The sequence below is a fragment of the Mycobacterium sp. NGS26 genome, assembly GCF_059813025.1.
In genome coordinates this window covers 64,345-84,775 of sequence record NZ_JCALDU010000008.1, presented here as the reverse complement: position 1 = coordinate 84,775, position 20,431 = coordinate 64,345, and the positions used below count along the sequence as shown (strand labels likewise).

At 59.4% G+C, this 20,431-nt stretch carries 19 protein-coding genes; all 19 read left to right on the top strand.

What is annotated here, in order from left to right; translation table 11 throughout:
* Positions 1 to 87 precede the first annotated feature (87 nt).
* The 19 genes from AC5Y6X_RS23105 (at position 88) to AC5Y6X_RS23015 (ending at position 20,415) form a co-directional block, all read left to right on the top strand.
* Positions 88 to 1,293 carry an acyl-CoA dehydrogenase family protein gene (locus tag AC5Y6X_RS23105; RefSeq protein ID WP_499989477.1) on the top strand — a complete coding sequence of 402 codons (1,206 nt, stop codon included), beginning with the start codon at positions 88 to 90 and terminating at the stop codon, positions 1,291 to 1,293.
* On the top strand, positions 1,293 to 2,465 hold the full coding sequence (locus AC5Y6X_RS23100) for an acyl-CoA dehydrogenase family protein (protein ID WP_499989476.1): 1,173 nt from the start codon (positions 1,293 to 1,295) through the stop codon (positions 2,463 to 2,465). Before AC5Y6X_RS23105 ends, AC5Y6X_RS23100 begins: the two co-directional genes overlap by 1 nt.
* A 460-nt stretch (positions 2,466 to 2,925) precedes the next feature.
* On the top strand, positions 2,926 to 3,231 hold the full coding sequence (locus AC5Y6X_RS23095; protein ID WP_499989475.1) for a hypothetical protein: 306 nt from the start codon (positions 2,926 to 2,928) through the stop codon (positions 3,229 to 3,231).
* 75 nt (positions 3,232 to 3,306) lie between these two features.
* Complete coding sequence (locus AC5Y6X_RS23090; protein WP_499989474.1) at positions 3,307 to 3,576, top strand: DUF732 domain-containing protein; 270 nt, start codon at positions 3,307 to 3,309, stop codon at positions 3,574 to 3,576.
* Positions 3,577 to 4,010: 434 nt separating this feature from the next.
* The gene (locus AC5Y6X_RS23085; protein ID WP_499989473.1) at positions 4,011 to 5,270 is read left to right on the top strand and encodes a CaiB/BaiF CoA transferase family protein; all 1,260 of its coding nucleotides are present in this window, start codon (positions 4,011 to 4,013) and stop codon (positions 5,268 to 5,270) included.
* A 555-nt stretch (positions 5,271 to 5,825) separates the two neighbouring features.
* Positions 5,826 to 6,692: an ABC transporter permease gene (locus AC5Y6X_RS23080; RefSeq protein ID WP_499989472.1), complete on the top strand. Its 867-nt coding sequence runs from the start codon at positions 5,826 to 5,828 to the stop codon at positions 6,690 to 6,692.
* A complete protein-coding gene (locus AC5Y6X_RS23075; protein WP_499989471.1) occupies positions 6,692 to 7,540 on the top strand; it encodes an ABC transporter permease in 849 nt (282 codons plus the stop codon). The genes AC5Y6X_RS23080 and AC5Y6X_RS23075 overlap by 1 nt, the downstream gene beginning before the upstream one ends.
* A gap of 79 nt (positions 7,541 to 7,619) precedes the next feature.
* Positions 7,620 to 8,663: a mammalian cell entry protein gene (locus AC5Y6X_RS23070; protein ID WP_499989470.1), complete on the top strand. Its 1,044-nt coding sequence runs from the start codon at positions 7,620 to 7,622 to the stop codon at positions 8,661 to 8,663.
* Positions 8,660 to 9,664, top strand: coding sequence for an MlaD family protein (locus AC5Y6X_RS23065; protein ID WP_499989469.1), 1,005 nt, complete (start codon positions 8,660 to 8,662; stop codon positions 9,662 to 9,664). The genes AC5Y6X_RS23070 and AC5Y6X_RS23065 overlap by 4 nt, the downstream gene beginning before the upstream one ends.
* A complete protein-coding gene (locus AC5Y6X_RS23060; protein WP_499989468.1) occupies positions 9,652 to 10,623 on the top strand; it encodes an MlaD family protein in 972 nt (323 codons plus the stop codon). The genes AC5Y6X_RS23065 and AC5Y6X_RS23060 overlap by 13 nt, the downstream gene beginning before the upstream one ends.
* Entirely contained in the window at positions 10,620 to 11,717 is a 1,098-nt protein-coding gene (locus AC5Y6X_RS23055) for an MlaD family protein (protein ID WP_499989467.1), read from the top strand. Before AC5Y6X_RS23060 ends, AC5Y6X_RS23055 begins: the two co-directional genes overlap by 4 nt.
* Positions 11,717 to 12,709 carry an MlaD family protein gene (locus AC5Y6X_RS23050; protein WP_499989466.1) on the top strand — a complete coding sequence of 331 codons (993 nt, stop codon included), beginning with the start codon at positions 11,717 to 11,719 and terminating at the stop codon, positions 12,707 to 12,709. Before AC5Y6X_RS23055 ends, AC5Y6X_RS23050 begins: the two co-directional genes overlap by 1 nt.
* On the top strand, positions 12,706 to 13,650 hold the full coding sequence (locus AC5Y6X_RS23045) for an MlaD family protein (protein WP_499989465.1): 945 nt from the start codon (positions 12,706 to 12,708) through the stop codon (positions 13,648 to 13,650). Before AC5Y6X_RS23050 ends, AC5Y6X_RS23045 begins: the two co-directional genes overlap by 4 nt.
* Positions 13,651 to 13,689: 39 nt before the next feature.
* A complete protein-coding gene (locus AC5Y6X_RS23040) occupies positions 13,690 to 14,394 on the top strand; it encodes a hypothetical protein (protein ID WP_499989464.1) in 705 nt (234 codons plus the stop codon).
* 101 nt (positions 14,395 to 14,495) lie between these two features.
* Positions 14,496 to 15,092, top strand: a complete 597-nt coding sequence (locus AC5Y6X_RS23035; protein ID WP_499989675.1) for a hypothetical protein — start codon at positions 14,496 to 14,498, stop codon at positions 15,090 to 15,092.
* A 9-nt stretch (positions 15,093 to 15,101) separates the two neighbouring features.
* A complete protein-coding gene (locus AC5Y6X_RS23030; RefSeq protein WP_499989463.1) occupies positions 15,102 to 15,542 on the top strand; it encodes a hypothetical protein in 441 nt (146 codons plus the stop codon).
* Positions 15,543 to 15,617: 75 nt separating this feature from the next.
* A complete protein-coding gene (locus AC5Y6X_RS23025; RefSeq protein ID WP_232527274.1) occupies positions 15,618 to 16,040 on the top strand; it encodes a hypothetical protein in 423 nt (140 codons plus the stop codon).
* Between the two features lie 778 nt (positions 16,041 to 16,818).
* Positions 16,819 to 18,057, top strand: a complete 1,239-nt coding sequence (locus AC5Y6X_RS23020; RefSeq protein ID WP_499989462.1) for an FAS1-like dehydratase domain-containing protein — start codon at positions 16,819 to 16,821, stop codon at positions 18,055 to 18,057.
* Positions 18,058 to 18,099: 42 nt separating this feature from the next.
* Positions 18,100 to 20,415, top strand: a complete 2,316-nt coding sequence (locus tag AC5Y6X_RS23015; RefSeq protein WP_499989461.1) for a CaiB/BaiF CoA transferase family protein — start codon at positions 18,100 to 18,102, stop codon at positions 20,413 to 20,415.
* Positions 20,416 to 20,431 lie beyond the last annotated feature (16 nt).

The following is a 20,431-nucleotide window of genomic DNA, read 5'->3' as shown; positions in this document are numbered from 1 at the left end:
CAGTCACGGCGGGTTTCCCCGGAGTGCGAATAGACGACGGTCGGCTCGCCCGAAACTTCAAGCCCCGCGCGTAACAGGGAGGCTTATATGCAAGAGGTCGACAGCGCCGACCTGGATGCGTTGCGTGAAGAGATCCGATCATCGTTGTCACCCGCAGCGCCTGAGCCGGGTTGGCGTGAGACCTACCTGGCGATGTCCGACGATGAACAGCGCGCATTCGATGACCGACACCGAAAGGCGCTCAAAGAGGCGGGATGGCTAGCGGCGCATTGGCCTCCCGAATTCGGTGGCCGCGGATTGTCGGCAGCACAAGACATCGTGCTCAAGATCGAACTTCAACGTCTGGACTTTCCCCCGGTCGAACGTGGCATCGGCTTCCATCACGCGGCGGCGACCTTGATCCAGCATGGCACTCCTCAACAGCAGGCCCACCTGGCCGCCATTTTGGACGGTGAAATCTGGTGCCAAGGGTTTTCCGAGCCGGGTGCTGGGTCAGATTTGGCGTCGCTGCAAACGAAAGCTGTCCGAGATGGACAGCACTATGTGGTCACCGGCCAGAAGGTGTGGTCAAGCGAGGCGCACCTTGCCAAATGGTGCTTGCTATTGGCGCGGACGGACAGCGCTGCCCCAAAACACAAGGGCATCAGCCTATTCATGATGGACATGTCATCACCGGGCGTTGAAGTCCGGCCGATCCGCGAGGCAGCAACCGGTGCGTCACACTTCAACGAAATCTTTCTCAACGATGTTCAAATACCCGTCGAGAACCTTCTCGGACCAGAGAACGAGGGTTGGCGCGTGGCGCAAACCATACTGGCTACTGAGCGCATGAGTTTGATGGTCAGCAACCACGCCCAGCTCGCAAACGCGGTCGGTGACCTCTGCGCTGAAGCCGCCCGGATACCCTGGGGGATGAACGGTTTCGCAATTGACGACGGCGGGGTACGAGCAGAACTGGCCGATTGCGCCGCCGACGTCGAGGTTCTCGGCATGCTGATCGAGAAGATTGTCGGAGGAGTCGTCGAACATGGCGAGGTAGGTCCTGAGGGCTCGGTGCTCAAGCTTTTCTACAGCGAGACGCTGCAGAAGCTTACGGGTCTCGGTGCCCGCCTTCGTGGTACGGAGTCCTGGATCGAGGGCGGTATAGAAGCTTTCGCCTCAGTATCCGGCAACTGGGCGGTTGATCACATCGGCTCATGGGTCTGGACAATCTCGGCTGGCACCAACGAGATTCAGCGCAATATCATTGGTGAGCGAGTGCTCGGCTTGCCCCGCGAACCGTCTCGCAGCTGATGAGCACACCACCGGCCGCCGATTTAAAGGACCCTTTCGTGATGTTGAACAGCGAGGACCGCGGGATCCTGCAGCAGGCGGCCGCCGAGCTCTTGGACCGTTGGTCGGGGCGCTCACACGTCCGTGCTGCTGTCGATGGCGACCGTCATGTCGATCCGCAGACTTGGCGCTACATCGTTGACGCCGGTTGGACCGGCTTGCTTATTCCGGAATCCCTTGGCGGGAGCGAAGGCGGGCTAAGTGCGGCCACTGCGGTGCTTCAAGAATTAGGGGCGCACACGACACCCGGCCCGTTCCTGTCGAGTGCGGTGCTGTTCGCCGGTGCCCTCAGCGGTCAAGCCAACGCATCAGTCACACAGTGGTTGCCACGGATCGCGGACGGAAGCGCAGTCGGTGCCGTCGCCGTCGGTGCTGTCGCAGCGCGCCTAAGAGGCGGACCATGGAGCCTTACATGCGAAGAATTACCGGACGGCGGCGTTCGGTTTAACGGTAGTGCTCCGCTTGTTCTCGATGCGCCTGTCGCAGACGTTTTCATGGTTATCGCCGGTTCGCAAGAGGGCCCAGTCGTGGCATTGCTCGATGCAGAGTCGGGCGCAACAGTCACGGAGGTTCCCCTTATCGACCGCACTCGCCGGTGCGGCAATGTCGAGATGGGATCGGGTATTAGCGCGGAATCCGACACAATCCTTGCACGCGGAGGCGAGGCCGAGCAGCTGATAGACCGGTTGACCAACATCGCGGCTTTGGCGTTGACGACTGACGCCGTGGGTGCCGCAGCCAGGGCCCTCGATCTGTCGGTCAACTATGCCAAGGATCGTTGTCAATTCGGACGACCAATCGGCTCTTTCCAAGCCGTCAAGCACAAGCTTGCAAACATGTACGTGACAGTCGCAGCCTGTCAGGCCGCGATCGAGAAGGCGGCCGAAAAATTCGACAGTGCGCCACTGGATGCCAGCACCCAGGTGGCAATTGCCGCGGCGAGCCGATTCGGCCGTTCAGGTGCAGGTCGAGTGGTAGGGGATGCCATGCAGGTTCACGGCGGCATCGGGTACACGTGGGAGCATGACTGCCACATCTTGATGAAACGCGCCAAGTTCGCCGAGACATACCTGAGTGACGGTTGGGCGCAAGGCGATCGGCTCGTGAATGCGCTCAGAACCGGTGCTGCTTAGTCCAACCGGTGTCAGGTCCGGCTGCCCGAACGGGTAGTCGCGCAAACCTACATACGGGCCATCCATCAAGTGCGCCACCAGGCAGAAATTGGTCTGTTGCATCTCAATTTTGTTGTATGAAGGCATCATACGGACGTGCATCTTTGTCACTACGCCGACAGTTTCCTCAGCGGCGCCGAAGAGGCTGCCGAAATGGAACGGCTCGGGCAGCATGCTTAGGAGTCAGAAACGAACGCCACGGGGGCGCAGTCGGAGAAGCTGCCGCCGCCGGACACGTGGATACGCGGAACAATCCGGCGCGTAGCCGAACTGAAGGCCACTGTTAGAGATGGCCGCGACAAGATCTATATAGTATCCTCATAAACCGCCAGATCCTCGCGAAGTCGATCGCGAGAATCGGCCGAGTTGTACCGATCGAGGCGGCACGCGAGCCGACTCCCGCGGCAGGAGGCTCACGCAGATGCGCGTTTCCAAACGGTTGGTGCAGATCGGATTACTGGCTGTGGCACTAGTTGTCACCGGGTCTCCGGTCGCGGCGGCGGAGCCGTTGACTCCCTTGTCGCCTGCAGAAGTCCAGTATCTCCAGCAATTGCGTCGCGTCTTCACGGCTCACCAAGACCCGACGGCATTCCGCAGCGATGGTGAACTGTTGGATCAAGGCCGGATGGTATGTCATCAGCGCGAGAATGGCCTCGTCGGAGCCCCGGCGACGCTAGTCGCGCCAGCCGTCACGCAACTCGCGTTCATCTACCTCTGCCCGCGCTGAGTGCGTTCGGTTTACGTAACTAGGGGAGTTCGTATGCGAAAGCTCACTGTCACAGGTTTTGGAATACTCGTCGGAATGTCGCTCGTCTTGTGGGCGCCCCAAGCCCAGGCAGATGACTGGAGTTTTGTCGACGCGGCGAAGGCGCTCGGATTTCAGCAAGAATCTGACAACCTGATCAGCGCGGCGCGGTCGGTCTGTTACTTCTTGGGCCGCAATCGTGATCCCGATGAAATTGCGAATCGCATCTCGCGATCCTTGAGCGTCGACTCCGACATGGCGCGGAAGTTCTTCGCGATGTCCGTCGACAACTATTGCCCGCAGTACCAAGGTCGCGTCAGCGACTGAATCTTCGAATTGTGCAGTGGTGTCTGGCAAAGCTGGGCCAGGCCCGACTGTGCACCACCGAAACGGCGGTTGCCCGGGGTGGTTGGCGAGAGCCGTGTTGGTTACCGTCGCGCGGTCTCCTATCGTTATCGCTGAGCAGAACAAGACCGAAATCCACCAGAATCCATTGCAGCGCAGAATATTAAGGGCGGCGGACTGCAAGAATCGCTTGGTCTGTTGCACGCGGACGGTACTTCACTTGCGAAACCCAGATAGGATATTCTAGCCGCCTTCAGCGGCTGATTGATCGCAGCACCCATCTTGATCGGTAGACCGCGAAGCGGATAATCACTGCAAGTTGCCGATGATCCTGTCCGGGAGGCACACCATGGAGCTACCAACCAGTGTTGAGCGCGTGCGCCTCAATCAACTTCCGTTCTTGGTGGGTTGAAATCGTGGCGCAGTTACTGGCTGGCTATCGGATCATCGAATGCGGTCCCCTTCTCAATGCCGCCTCACCGACGATGCACTTGGTCGACCTCGGCGCCGAGGTAATCAAAGTTGAAAGCCCTTTTCGCGGAGACTACCTCCGGGCACATACCTCGATGCCCCAGTTGCATCGCCAGGTCAATAAAGGAAAGCGCAGCGTAGCTCTCGACCTGACCACTGACGCCGGTCGATCGGTCTTGTACCGGTTGGCCGCGAATTCTGATGTGTTTGTCACCAATATGACCGAAGCTCGAAGCCGCTCTCTTGGCGTCGCTTACGAGCATCTGGTAAGTCACAATCCCGGCATCGTGTACTGCCGGAACACCGGTTATGGCGCTACCGGCCCGTATGCAGATGTACCGACGCATGGCCAAATGATGGACGGCTTGGCCGGCGCCACTCCCGTGGAGATGGGCGAGGACGGTCTGGTGCGCCCGGCACGGTGGTCCGGGACGCAGCGGATCAACACTCTAGAGGCCGCGGGCGAGGGAACCTCCATGAGCGGCCTGTACGCCGCGCTCTATGTCGCGGCGGCCCTAGCCGGGCGGGGCCGCAGCAAACGCGGGGCAGCGCTCGATGTTTCAGCTTCGGCCTGTGTGCTTGCGAGTGCGTGGGCTCCAGCGTTGGCCGCACTCGACCCGTCCACGCATGCCGCTGGAGACGATGAAGCAGCCAGTCGAGGCGTCGCCCGTTACCAGTACTACGGCACTGCAGATGGCCGGTTCGTGCTCTTCTGCCCCGAGGAACAGAAGTTTTGGGAGGGTTTCTGCGACCTCGTCGAGCGACCGGAGCTCAAGCCACTTCGCTACGGCGAAGACTTACGAAGAGAGCTGCAAAGCATCTTCTCGACCAAGACCCTCGAGCAGTGGATGGAGGTGGCAATAGCCAATCGACTTCCGATCGGTCCCGTCCACTCGACGATCGCGCAGGTGGACTCGGACCCCCAAATCAGGGCGCGCCGGGTCATCCTCGAGTCAACATCAATTCCGGGAACCCATCTGCTTGCACCGCCCGTCTTAGTGGCCGACCAGCCTTATGTCGAGCCAACGCCCGCTCCCGAGCTGGGCCAAGACACGGAATCCGTGCTGCGCGAACTCGGCTATACACCTGAACAGATCGCCGAACTAGCGGCTACTTACGTGACAAATTGCCCGCAAGGTCGTCATGCGACCCACCCCGACGTCTTCAGTGCCTCGAAAGAGAGCGAAGAAACAAATCCCTCCTAGTCGAACGGTCACCGCTGCATCCCAGATGCTCTCCGGTCGAGGTTAACTTCGCCAACAGACATCCGGGTCTCAGCGGCTTCCATGCTCCGCTCGGCCAGATGGGACACTCAATTGCTGGCCAGCGTGCCGGTGATTGCTGCCGGCCGGCACGCGAAGCGCGATGCGGTCTCCTATCGCAAACGTCTGCGCAGCAGGAATCGCGAAAGCCAGATGCCGTCGAGATGCTCAGCTCCCGGGCGCTCGATACTCAAATCGTCCCCCGCGCAGAAACTTTCTGAACAACGCGCGTATGTGTCGTGGCTATCTACCGCGCGGAAGCGTGGTCGCGTCGCCGCGGATCTGTCCATCTATAGACCGCGTGCCGGAAGGACTTCCGCTTTGGCCATGAGGGCGCCTTCTGGTAGCGCCTGGTCGCGAAATTGACGCCAATGTGCCGATCGAGTTCTGTGCTCCCGATTCTGCGCGGTCTGCTTCGCAAGGGGTTACATTAGTATACTCTTTGCGTTAGCATTCAGCTTGCACCTCAGCAGCCTGGGCAGAAAGCAGAGGAACCGAGTGGTCGCTAGCGCTGAATGTCCCGCGCCAGCACGGTCGACGCGTTCGGCCCTAGCCTTGGCAGGACAAGCGGCATCGAAGGCCGCTGCGGTGCCTGTGCGCGCAGCAGGCACCACCGGTCGCGGGATGCATCTGGCAGTGAGAGTGCTGCATTACTCGGTCCACGACACCGTGACGATGCGACTGCCAATACGAGAGTTCCTTTGGCAAGCATGGGTTCTACTCAAGGTGACGGCCACTCCGGCACTGCTAATGGCGATCCCATTCGGCGCGATGGTCACAGTTGTGACATCGGGCTTGGTTGCCGAAGTCGGAGCGACCGCACTACTCGGCGCGGCCAGTGGTGTGGGTGTGGTGCGGCAGGGTGCGCCGATCACCGCCGGACTGTTGATGGGCGGCGCTGCGGCGTCTGCCATCGCGTCCGATTTCGGAGCCCGTGCCATGCGAGAGGAACTGGACGCGATGCGAGTCCTTGGCGTCGACCCGGTTCGGCGCTTGGTGGTGCCGCGGTTTCTTGCTCTCCTATTGATCGCTCCGATTCTCTGCGTGATCATCATCGCGTCGGGCACTGGCGCGGCGTTCTTGCTTTCGGTGACCGTCAATGGAGTCGCTCCGGGCAGCTTCTGGAGTTCATTCGGCACGTTCGCCAACATGACCGACGTCTGGTTCGCCGTGGCAAAGAGCGTTGTCTTCGCTGCGATCGTGGCTGTCGTTTCAGCGCTGCGAGGCATGGAAGCCATAGGTGGACCGCGCGGCGTTGCCGATGCGGTGAACGCTGCCGTGGTGATCAATGTCGTCCTCGTTGTCTTCGCGAATCTAGCTATCACTCAGATTCAGACGATGTTCTTTCCGATGGCGATCGCATAATGGCAGTTCCCTCGACGTTCCCCCATGTGCGGGTGCTGAGCGCGCGATTTGTGCTTACGCCGTTCTTCGGAATCGGCCAATGGGCGATGTTCATCGGTCAAACGTTCTTCTATTTACCACTTACGCTGCGTAAGTACACGCGGCAGACGCTGACAGCGACATTCAATTTAGCTTGGGGGAGAGGCTCACTCATTGTCGATGGCGGCACAATCAGCGTTCTGCTCGTCTTGGGCATGGCAGTCGGCGCGTCTTTGGCCATCGAGGCGTTGGCGACGCTCAACATCATCGGATTTGGTGCGTTGTCGGGTCTGATCGGTGGAGTTGGAGCTATCCGGGTGATCGGACCCTTGGTTGCTGGCATCGCATTCACCGCGCAAGCCGGTACACGAATGACTGCAGAGATCGGCGCCATGCGGATCTCGGAGGAGATCGACGCCGTCGAGGCGATGGGTCTTCGCCCGATCCCGTTTGTAGTTGGTACGCGGATGATCGGCAGTCTGATCTGCGTCGTACCCGGTTACATGCTGACCATGGTGGCAACTTTCTTTATTCTCGAGACGGTGGTGACCCTGGTCAGCGGGGAACCAAGCGGAACCTACCACCACTATTTCATCCAGTTTCTGACTCCGACAGATCTCTTCTACTCGCTGATCAAAGCGACTACCTATTGCATTGCGGCAACGTTAATCCATTGCTATTACGGCTATTTCGCTTCTGGCGGCCCCGTTGGGGTGGGCCAAGCATCCGGCCGGGCGGTGCGCGCGAGCCTGGTCATGATCATGGTCCTGGACTTTGCAACCACGGTGCTGCTATGGGGTCTCAAGCCTGAATTCGTGTTCAAGGGATAGTTCTGTCGCCATGCTTAGAGGATCAGAGAGTAGCCAGAACCGCGTCCTTGCGACCATCGGTCTTTCGGTAGTTCTGTGCGTGGTTCTGGCCGCCTCTTTGATAGTTGTGCATCCGTTTGGGAGCCGGTCCGCCGATCTGCTTTCTGTAGCGATCAGCACTCCATACGTCGGCCAGGGCGTCGAGCCGGGAACCGCCGTGGTCCTACATGGTGTCAAAGTCGGCCAAGTAGTCGGTGTCGCAAAGACGGCCAGCGGTGGCATACGACTAGATACGGAATTACAGAAGCAACCGTTGCAAGGTCTGACCGATGCGATGAGCTTCGACTTCCGACCGATCAACTACTTCGGAGTATCAGGAATCAACCTGCAGCCGAAGCCGGGCGGCAACCCCCTTCGCGACGGGGCCGAGATCAGCTCGGCGCCAACAGGAAACTTCACGTTGTCAGAGCTCTTGTCCAATTTGGGAAACGTGTCGCAGGCTTCCCTTACGCCGCAGTTGTTTAGCGTGATCGACAGAGTCACGCGCTACACCGACGGGCTCAACCCGCTGTTCGAAACCGCAGTCACAGTGACGCGGGCGGTGACAGACGTGCAGGCAGTTCCAACCGAACAACTGCTTGCGAACACTGCATCGGTTTCTGCTGCGTTTCCAGGCTTCACCGACGCAGCTCTCGAAGCGAGTAGAAGGCTCACCGACTTCAAATACTACCCCGGCCAAACGTTTCCGCCGGCACAGACGATCCCGAAGAGGGTGAGCTATCCATATATGGAGGGCGTGTCGGTACCGAATTACGCGGACGAGACCGAGGATTACTGGAAAAACGTCTATCTCGCGTGGTCCGACATTGCTGCAAATGGCTTGTTCGGTGCCGTGGGCAAGTTGGAAGTCAGCCATGTCGATGACCTGCTCCCGCTGATCAGCGGAGTAAAAGCGCTGACGGACATAACCCCTCCGCTGTTTCGCCCTCAAGACATCGCGCAAAAGCTGGCCGACTTGAGAACCCGGTTCGAAAAGCTCTACGCGGGAAATGGTGACCAGCGCGCGATCAACGTTCGCGTCGTGCTCGACAGTCTCCCCGGTGTTGCGGCGCCTCTCGGCGTGGTCGTGGAGCAGCGACGATGAAGCCTCTTGCAGCCGCCTGGCGCGTCGGTCTCAGCATTGCGGTCGCCGTCGTCTTGTTCATTCTGCTCGCCAATACCTTTACTAACCCAGTGGACGTCAAGACGCGGACGTACACAGCTGAATTCACTGATGCGTCTGGACTGCATCCGGACGGCGACGTGCGGGTGCGCGGTGTTCGCGTCGGCAAGATCCAAAGCGTCGACCTCGCGCGCCACGACGGGTTGAACTTCGCCAAGGTGACATTCACCCTAGACCATCGGTACGGCATCGTGGCCATCTCTCGGCTCGCCATTAAATTCCAGGCACTAACTGGCGTCCGGTATTTGGATGTGACCAACGCGGCTGAGGGCTACCGAGCGTCAGATCTCATTGCCGCTGTGCCGACGAACATGACTCAGCCCTCGTTCGACGTAACGGCGCTATTCAACGGGTTGCAACCAGTGCTTGCAACGTTGAGCCCAGAGGAGATCAACAACTTCACCGCGAAAGCGGCGTCATTGTTAACCGGAGATGGCAGCGGATTGGCTCCTCTGCTGGACAGCCTGCGGACACTCACCGAGTTCGTCGCCAACCGACAAGAAGTGGTGTCGGTGCTGACGCAGAACCTGTCGAACGTTGCAAACGCCATGGATAGCAAGTCAAAGCAATTCATCCACATCATTGATCTGTTCAACCAGCCGGTTGACCACGCCCTGACCATCCTAGATGAGTTCCGCAAGTCTCTTCTGTATGGGAAGGGATTCTTTGATCCGGTGGTTCGGCTGCTGAACAACGCAGGTTTGAAGCCGGGAATCAACATCGACGAGGCGCTCGACCGCGCTTTCAGCAATCTGGACAACTTCTTCGACGCGTTCAAGCTGGTTCCGGTGATGAACGAGAACATCCAACCGCCGGGCGAGAACGCTGACGCACCGGAACCGTGCTCGCGCGGCCGGTTCCAGCTGCCCGAGACGATGGATGTGCTGCTGAACAGCCAGAGGGTAGTGCTATGCAATCGGTGAGAGCCTTCCGCAATCCTGTGACATGGGGTGCTGGCGCCATTCTTCTTGTCGCAGTGGTGTCGCTTGTGCTGGCATACGTGTATTTCCATCCACCGGGTCAAAGCAAACGCGTGACTTTCTATACGAACGACGCCGCTTCGATCCGTGTCGGTGACGAAGTGCGTATGGCGGGCATCAAGGTGGGCAAGGTCGAAAAGATGGAACTAGAGGCCCAACAGGTCCGAGTAACCGCCCGCGTCAAGAATGACGCCTTCGTCGGCGATCAGTCGCAGATCGATGTCAGGATGCTGACCGTAGTCGGGGGCTATTACGTGAATCTCGTGTCGATTGGCAACACCCCGATCGGCGACACTGCGATTCCGCTCACGCGAGTGACTATGCCTTACAGCCTCATTCGGACGCTCACGGACACGACGAAGATCACCGAGAATGTGAATGCGAAGCCCCTCAATGACTCCTTGAATCAGCTTCAGCAGGGACTGACCGGAACCAATGTCGAAGTGGTATCAGCCGTCGTCGATGCCGGCAACGCGATCATGTCGACGGTCGACCGGCAGCGCGGGCAAGTGACTGACATCCTCAATATGTCCGACGAGTACATCCGGGCGCTCTCTGCGTATCGCGACAAGTTCGATCAGCTGGTCAGGAAGGTGTCGATCCTGACGCAGACACTTGTCCTCTACAGCGGGGGGATGAAGAACACCATCCAAGGGATCGCCACGGTGTTGGCCCAGCTGGGGACAGTGGGCGAATTCTATGAAGCACATCGAGTCGAATTCATCGAAAAAGTACAAGATTACTTGCACAGGGGGCGCTTGTTCGTCGAGCGAAATGGCCTGACGATACGCGCCCTGCGGCGCGTTCAGAACTTATTCGACCGAATCCTGAACGCGCAGAATGCCGCTCCCGCACTCTTGGCCACTGATATTTGCATACCGATTCCAGGGGAGTCATGTTGACGTTCCGCTTCAACTGTGGCTGCGTCCGGCGCCTGACGGTGGCGATCGTCGTGTTGACCACGATCGCACTGTGCGGTTCGTGCGCGCCGCTGACCACAACCCAACAGTCCGCAAAATACTGCGCGATCATGCCCGACAGCGTAGGACTGTACGTGAACAACCCGGTCAGCCAAATGGGATTTGAGATCGGCAGAATCACGGCCGTCAGTCCGTCGTCGCAATCGGTCCGGGTCGACTTCACCGTCGAGAAGCAAAGGCCGCTACCCAGTAACGTCAAAGCCGTCATCAGGTCCACCTCCATCCTCGCGGATCGGTCCCTGGAACTTGTCGGCAATTACAGCGATGGCCCGAAGCTCTCTGCGGGAACCTGCATTACCCTCAACCGATCGTTGACACCGAAGAGCCTGTCGCAAGTGATCGGCGCGTCGACAAAGTTTGTCAACTCGATCAGCCCCGAGGGATCGGCGAACGTAGCCGGTGTTCTTCATGGGATCGACCAGGCGCTCAACAATCAAGGGCACAATGCCAACCGTCTGTTGACCACGGCGGCGTCTGTGTTGGATTCACCGGGCCAGGCGATAGGCGACCTCAGTTCCATCACCACGAATCTCGGTACGCTGACGACCACGCTAGCCAACCTTGAACCAACATTGAAAAGTGTTTTCTCCGACGTGGATTCCTATGCGCCGGAGATTGTGACCGTCGGACAATCGTCATCGGTGGCATGGTCGGGACTAGCCCCCATTCTCACCATGGTCGCAGACCTCGAGACCCAACTGGGTCCTCAGATTCAGCAGTTACTCGATACCGTATCCGTGGCGATCAGGAAGCTAGCACCGCGGGCACCGTTTTACGCGAGCATTTTGAACGTGGCGCCGCGGCTCATCAATGGAATGGTTAATATCGTTAACACCCATCAGTTCGGCACGCTTCGTTATCGCCCACCGCTGTATCGGCTCCGCGCCCCAGATGGGGTGCTGCAGTGCAACTTGATGAATGCCTCGGTACCGGGTAGTTGTGCCAATGTTCAAGGCATGCCTTACGCCGTAGATGTCGCGCTGCTTCAGTACGTTCTGACGATGGCGAGCCGATAATGCGCGGCCTCGTTTTCGCAGCAATGACCATCGTCAGTACCCTCGTAACCTCGGCGTGCGCGTCCATCAATGTGAATGCGTTACCTCAACCAGGCGCCTTTGACAGCGATGGTTACGACATCGTGATGAAGTTCGAGAGTGTGCTCAATCTTCCCGAGCGCGCGAAGGTAGTGCTGGATGGCATAACCGTGGGAGTTGTGTCCGGAATGACGTTGACTCACGACGATGTTGACGTCACCGCCCGTGTCAACCGTGGCGTCGCTATCCCGTCGAATATTCACGCTGTGTTGGAGCAGGCGACGGTTCTCGGCGACATTTACGTCGCTCTCGAGCGACCGCAGGACGGCGGCCCGCAAGCGGTTCCTTTGTCGCCGGGCGCCGCGATCCCTCTGGCCCAGACAACGTCTCCGCCTCAGCTTGAGGACACGATCGCCAGCCTCGCGAACTTCGTGTCGAGCGGGTCTATTCAGCGTGCGCAGAACACCGTAATTCGCCTCAACCGCGTGATTCCGGCGAGTGATGAGGTGCGAAGGCTCACACACCAAGTGGATGCGAACTTGCGCGCTCTCTCGATGAAGATCGACCAAGTCGACGCACTGCTGGATGGGGTGTCGAGGACCGCGGATACCTTGAACGCGCATATTCCAGAGCTCGAGTACCAGCTCTCACCCTACGGCCAGCGCGGCATGGACCGCACGATCGCAATCACGAATTACGTGTCTACTCTGCTTCCCGCCGTTGGCAGCATCTCTGCCGGCGGTTACTGGCTCGTTCCGTTCTTGAATTCGCTCGCCGACTCCGTAGGTGCCATTCAGCAATCGAAGGTCGCGGTCGAATCCGAGGTGCCGAAGTACCGTCGCCTGTTTACTGATTTCTTCCTTCCGGAGGACAAGTATCCGGCGATCAACATCACGTCCATCGTCGGACCTGATGGACGCGAACTGTCGGGCAATGTTCAGGACGTTCTGCGGATCCTTGGAGCGATGCCATGAGAGTGCGAGATGCGGTCTCTTTTCTAGCCTTCGCCGCAATAATCGTCTTCGCTCTCGGCTACTTCGCGATGCAGGGCTTGCGCGTGACGCCGCCGACCAACCGGACCGACCTCTCGATCGAGGTCCCGGATATCAACGGGCTGGCCGTCGGATCGAATGTGCTGTTGCGCGGCGTGCCGGTCGGCAAAGTGACTAGTACCGGTACGTCTGTGCAGACGGCGACCATTGGCTTCTACGTCGACGGCAACTATCGGATTCCGGTTGATACCGAAGTGCGGCTGGAGAACCTGTCCGCACTCGGAGAGTCATACATCGGGCTATTTCCTCGCAGCGAAAAGGGACCGACACTGCGTAATGGACAACGGATCTCCTCCGAGCGAGTGGTGCAACCACCCTCGATCTCGGAACTCGCGACCAGCGTCACGCGCGTGCTGAAGCAGATGGACCCCGAAGCCCTGGAACGCGTGATCAACGAATCGGATGCCGCCCTACCAGATCCGAACGTGGTCCTGCCGAACCTGTCGCGAACCAGTGTGTTGCTGAACAACGCCGTTCAAGAGATGCATGGCCGTGGACGGTTGTTACTCGGTAACTTCCAGGCGCTGCTTGCGAATGCAGATTGGGAAAATCGGATCATGACCAGCCTTACTCCGAATGTTCGCGAGATCGGCAAAGCCATTCAAGACTTCTACAAACAGACTCCACTCATCATGCATCGCGGTGAGCCGGCCAACATACTCAATTTAGCCAAGTTCCTCAACCGGATACAGACGCTGCTCGACGATAGGGGCGGTGATCTCAAGGTATTGGGCGAGGCGTTCCAACCCAAGCTGAACATGATCGCAGGGTCGTTGATGAACCTCGACACGAGCCAGCTTCTGGACAACTTCCTGGAAACAGTTCCGCACGATGGAACCATCACGCTGCGGGTCACTCCGTGACGCCAGCACGGGCGATAAAGATCAAGGAAAGGCAAATCGATGGACACCACGACCACCAACAACCGGAAGCCCATCGTGTCGCAGCTGGATACGACGCCGGTCGATGAGGCGGGCAACAGCTCGAAGCCGGAGGATGACGAGGTCGTCGCCCCCACAGCCGAGAAGGCTGGTGATGCGAGCGATTCGACACCCGAGCGCAATGCCAAGTCAGCGCGCACAACGCGTTCGGTCTCGCTCAGTGTCCGCAGTCTTGTAGTCGGCGCGGTCATGGCGCTGTTGGTCGCCGCGATCGCAACCGTGAGCTGGCTATATCTATGCGCCCGAAGCCAATTGAACGCGCAAGCTGCTCAATCGGCAAATGATTCGCGTGCCGAGAAGATGGCGCTCGACTACGCAGTGAGCGCTGCGACGATGGACTATAAGGATCTTCAGACCTGGAAAGTCCAGCTTGTCCGGGGCACGAGCCCGGAGCTCAACAAGAAGTTGTCCGATGCGGGCAAATCGATGGAACAGGTACTCGTTCCGCTGCAGTGGAGTTCCAGTGCGCGACCGCTGGTCGCCAAAGTCCGGTCGAACACCGGTGGCGTCTACGTCGTGGACAGCTTTGTCAGCGTTAACACAAAGACGATCCAGTCTCCCGAGCCGCTGCAGTCCACCGCGACGTATAGCACCACAATCGACAGCAACAACAATTGGCAGATCACCGACGTTGGTGGAATCCGCGACGCATTGGAGTCGCGCTGAGGCCGTATAGGGAAGGAGTCAGCCTCGTGACAAGCGTACTCGCCCGAGCCGCAACTAAATTCGTAGTGAGTGGTCGCTTCGCCGCGGTGTACTCCATCGTGATGTTGGCGGCATTGGGCACCACAGCGGTGGGCTCCGCCGGAGCTGGTCCGGGTGATCCGCCGTCGCCGCCTGGCCGGCCATCGGACAGCGATGTCATCCGTCCTCTGCCGCCGGTCACGCCGGTCAGGTCTGATTGGCAGCCGAAATACCCTTTCCCCTATGACCAGACCAGGAACAGGGTCACCGATGCTGACATCACGGCGATGCGAGAGATGTGTCAGTGGTACAGCGCTCAATATGCCACGCTGAGAGCTCAGATCGACCGACTCCAGTTCAACCGTATCGGTCCTGACGGCAAAGATTATGACTACACGCGAGACGATACTCAGCAGCAGGTTGACATCGTCACTGGAAACATCGGCCAGGCCGTGGCCTTCCTTACGCCGCGCGTCCAGGCGCTGACTCAAGCTCAAAACTCGTTCGGAGACAACTATTTTCCGATCTACGAGGGCGAAGCATTTTACAAGCTCTGGGAGCAATTGAGCAATGTCAACAACGGAATCCTTGCGCACCAGGCTGACTGGTTCACTGGTCCATCGGTGCAGAAGGCGAAGCGGTGGGGCAGCGACATTCATCGTTCACACGTCTGCGAGTAGGAGGTGAGTGTGAGAAGGAGCATATCGGTTGCATTGCTGATAGTAGGTTGCAGCCCAGTCCTGTGGGCGCCTCCGGCCGCGGGCGACACAGACAAGCTCACGGCGGCGGTGCAGGCGGTGCGCTCTACATCTTGTGGTCCGTTGCGAGCGGACCCGGTGGTTCAACAGGCTGCCGAGAACACTAATAGGTCCAACGTCCTCTGGCTCGAACAGATGTCGCGGGCCCAGCCAGTGCCCGACGCGATGCCGCTACTGAAGGACCTCGGCTACGCGGGAACTAAGGCCACGATCCTCTACGGAGCAGCAATGAATGAAGCAGACTCCATCAAAGCCCTCCTCCTGCAGGGGTATCGCAAGATTCCCGACTGTTCTTATAGCGATGTTGGAGTCAGCATGATGCAAGAGAAGTCGGCTGGCTGGATTCTCAGCACAGTGCTGTTGGCTGCGTAGGGCATGAGTGCAGACGCGATAGATATCTATGCCACATGGTGGCGCGAACAGAGGTGCATGAAGCGGAGCGTATGGGTGGCAGTCGTCGCGCTCGTCGTCATTAACACCCTGTTCCAGATGCCAGTGGCACGAGCGGACGACACCGTGCGATACGAGATCTTCTCGGATTCAGTGGGCATGTTAGCCGGCATCGAGTACCGGGATAGCGCGGGTAAGCATCTGCTACAAAGCATTCCACTGCCGTGGAGTCTTACGGTTCCTGTCAAGGACGCGACTAGTCCCACCGGAGACGGCGCGGAGCTTCGCGCCGACTGGCGACCGAACTTTCGCACCGCAGCTACCGTCGGACGGGTTCTGCTCAGGAATTTCGTCACCGTGCGTATCTACCGCGGCGACGAACTCCTGTGCGAGAGCATCCTCGACGTCGGAAATGCAACGTGCTATGGCAGCGTGCCCCACCGGGCCGAGAACGAAACATCGCCGGGAAATCTGCCATGAGTTGGCGGCGCATTCGAGAATCCCGAACCGCGCTGTCGGAGCGAGGGGATGCTCGAGTGCTGCTCCGTCGCTCGTCGACGATAGCCATGCTGGCGGTGGGCGTCTTGACGCCGACCCCCGCGCATTCGCAACCCCCGCCCGTCAATCCCTATCCGGACACCGACCTGATTGTGAGGTCCTACAACTCGGTCAAGTATGACGAGTACTTCACCGCAAGCGCTGGGGGCGTGTGGTTTACGACGCCGCTTGGTCTCAATTGCGGTATCTGGGACCGCGGGAGCTTCGGCTGCACAGGCGATATCAGAGGTGCACCGCCCGGGACCACAAACATAGGTTGGGTCAACGGAAACGTTGTCACGCGGTACGACCGGTTGCTCGGTGTGCAATTTCCGCCGGGTCGTGGTGAGAAAGAGCTGCCGCCTCGCAGTTACATCGAATACAACGCGACGCGGTGCGTCACCATGGCGGACAGCAGTACGTATTGCTCTCACGGCCCGTTCAAGTTTTTCGTCACGCCATCAGGGACATGGCTTAGTCCGCCATGACATAGAACTGCCGCTGGCGAAGCCCGAGAACGTCGAGTCTCGGGGTGCCGACGACGTGTGTGTGGAGACAGGCCATGAGCTCATGCTTTCCCGCCGTGATCTGCTGGCCGACGGACTGAACGGCTTATGGCGGGAGTGGATCCGGCGAAGCCAATAGGATACTATTTATCGGTGGCGCTTGCCGCTTCTATGCCCGGCCCAGAGAGTCCGATCGGAGGAGGGGTCCCAGCGGGATGAGCGACGTTGAACATGGACATATAACCGACGCCTCTGTGGAGATGATGCGTCGTCGGATCGGTTACTCGAATCCCACTGTCAGATCCGGTATCGAGATGCTGCCGTTCAATACGGTGGCGACGTTCGATTCGATACGTCACTTCGCGGAAGGATACGGCGACGTCAATCCCCTGTTCACCACTCCCGATTACGGCAGGAAGACCCGCTGGGGTTCGCAAATCGCCAGCCCCGGCTTGGAGAGCACGATGGGCCACGACTGCACCCCGGTGTGTCCGCCCGAGCTGGATCGGGAGACGCGGGGCGCACTCCGAGGCGTTCACTTGTTCCACTCCGGCAATGATGTTCGTTGGTTTCGCCCCATTTTGCCCGGCGACGAGCTCGATCGACAGAGAGTTGTGCATGATGTCGCGGAGAAGCCATCGGAGTTCGCGGGGAGGTCGGTCATCGTCACTAACGAGCAGACGTGGTGGAACCAACGCGAAGTCGTGCCGGTGCAGGAACAGCATTGGTTTGTGCACGCTGAGCGCCGACGGTCCTCGGAACGAACGAAGTATGCGGCGGATGAACCTGCATGGTACTCCGACGAACAGCTCGCTGAGATCGAACGGGCGTACGACAGCGAGTACCTTCGCGGCGCCGACACTCTGTGGTGGGAAGACGTCGAAGTAGGGCACGAGCTTCCGACGATGGTCAAGGGGCCGCTGACAGTTACCGACCTCATTTCATTCCACATCGGCGGCGGATGGTTCGGGTATGGAAACCCCCCGCTACGAATGGCATATGAGAATCGAAAGAAGTTGCGCGGCTTTTACACTCGCAATGAGTTCAACGCCTGGGACGTTATTCAGCGTATCCATTGGGAGCCTCAAACGGCGCGCAAGATCGGTGTGATGTCATCGTACGATATCGGCCCCATGCGGTGGAGTTGGCTTGTCCACTACTGCACGAACTTCATCGGAGACGACGGATGGCTGGCGAGGCTTCGGGGCGAGTTCAGAAGGTTCAACTACATCGGTGACACCACATGGATCACGGGCACAGTTATCGCTAAACACGACAGTTCGCCGCTCGGCCCTTCGATAGAGATCGACATCACCGCTACCAATCAACGAGGCAAAGTAAATGCCGTCGGACATGCGTGGGTACAACTGGCGTCTCGCCAACGAGGGCCGGTGACTTTGCCCGATCCGCCGGCACGACCGATGACCGCGGGTCCCCGGCGCGTCGGCGGGTGACGACCTCTTACACAATGAAAGACCTAGCTGAGGAGTGAAGCTGTGTCAGGACCTCTTTCTGGCATCCGCGTCGTCGACTGTTCGACTGGCACTGCTGGGCCGCGGGCGACAGGTATCCTTGCCGATTACGGTGCCGATGTCGTGTGGGTCGAGCCTCCAGGTGGAGACCGGTTTCGAGCCACGCTGGCAGTTCATTATTCGGTTTTCAACCGTGGAAAACGCAGTGTCACACTTGATCTGAAGACCCAAGAAGGCCAGTCAAGCCTACGCGAGCTCATCGCACAAAGCGATGTCTTCTTTGAGAGTTGGCGGCCAGGAGTTGCCGATCGACTGGGTTTGGGTTTCGCCGACCTTCATGCCGCTTGGCCCAGTCTCGTTTGCGTATCTGTCAGTGGATTCGGATGTGACAGCCCGTATCGCAATTTGGCTGGCTATGAAGCCATAGTCCATGCCCTTGTGGGATCGATGGGGGAGCAACCCGGTCACAGAGACGGCCCAATCTTCCAAGGCCTACCGTTCGCCAGCATTGGTGCTGCCCATCTGGCCGCGATCGGAACAGTGGCAGCGCTGTATCGGCGCCACGCGGACGGTATAGGCCGTCACATTGAGACGGCGCTTCTGGATGGCGCGTTGGTGTATCTCAGTATGTTGTGGGGAGACGCGGATGTGCCGCCGCCACCGCGAGATCCGGGTGCGAACCGGTTGGTCGCCAGGAACTTCCGGTGCAGCGACGACGAGATCATCGGCGTCCATACGGGCGCTGTCGGAGCTTTTGGGCGATTCCTGAAAATCGTTGGGCTACAGGACCGCATACCCGCCAGCGAAGACGGCATCGACATGGGAATCCCGTTAACTCCTGAGCAGCGCACAGTGCTGAGCGAGGATCTGCCGCGCATCTTCGAGACTCGGACGCGAGGAGAATGGCTCGAAGTTCTTCGTGGTGCCGATATCTGTGCGATACCGCTACTGGAACCGATCGATGTGTTCGATGAGCAGCAAACTCTGCATAATGGAATGGTCATTCGCGTCGATGACCCGGTTATCGGTGCGGTGGATCAAGTTGCACCGGCCGCACGATTCGCAGATTCGCCGGCCGCGGTGGCCAAGCCGGCACCGATAGCTGGTCAGGACGACGCCTCGCAGATTTGGTCTACGACGTCGGGCAAGGTGGAAATATCGCCGCACGCCGACCGCCGACCGTTCTTGGAAGGCCTACGAGTCCTGGAATTGGGCGCTTTCTACGCTGGCCCTTACGGCTCGCGTCTCCTCGCAGACCTCGGCGCAGATGTCATCCGACTTGAAACCTTGGTGGGCGATCCAAATCGCGGGCTGGAGGTCATCTTCCGCGGAAGCCATGCTGGAATGCGATCGATTGCAATAGACCTCAAGCGGCCGGAGGCCGAGCCTCTCATTGAGCGGTTACTCACGTGGGCGGACGTCGTGCACAACAGCATGCGGCCCGGAGTCGCGGATCGCATCGGCGTGGGATACGAGCGGGCGCGATCGCTGAACCCGGAGATCGTGTACGCCTATGCGCCAGGGTGGGGCTCGACCGGTCCACTTGCAGGCGGGCAGAGTTTTGCGCCGCTGATTTCTGGCTATGTGGGTGCTACCTCCGAAGTTTCGGGGCAATTTAATCCTCCTGTGTATCCGATCGGCAACGAAGACCCAGCGAATGGCCTGCTGGGTGCGCTGAGCATGCTCATGGCAGCTTTTCACCAGCGCCGCACCGGCAACGGTCAGTACGTTGAACACCCCCAACTGAACGCAGCGTTGTGCCATGTGGCCCACATCGTTCGGCGCCCGGATGGTGAAGTTCTCGGGGCGATGAGGCTGGACCCCAGCCAAACGGGATTCGGACCCCTGGAGCGGTTGTACGAGACCAGCGATGGATGGATCTGTGTGGTCGCCACGACCAGCACCGAAATCGGTGGCCTGGCTGATGTGCTTGGCGTAGAGATCCTCGGTGACCCTCGTTTCGGCAATGTCGAACAACGCCAAGAGAATCAATATGCGCTCGAGGCGGTGCTGAGCGATGCGATCGGCATGTGGAAAACCCAAGAGCTGGTTGACGCGCTGCAAGTGGCCGGCGTGGCCGCTGTGGAACCCGTCCCGCATAACAGCACAGCGTTCCTGCGGGATCCCGAAAATCTCCGAACCGGGAGGTCGGTCGAATGTCCGCACTCGACGCGCGGCAAGGTTCGAGAGGTCGGCCTCCTGATTAGGGCAACCGACGTCGCCTATGTCCCGCACCGCGTGGCGCCTCAACTGGGAGAGCACAACGACGAAGTGTTGACAGCTTTGGGCTTCTCGGCGAGCGACATTGCCGCCTTGAGGCGGGAGCGCGTCATCTTGTAAGGCTCAGCGGCCTCCA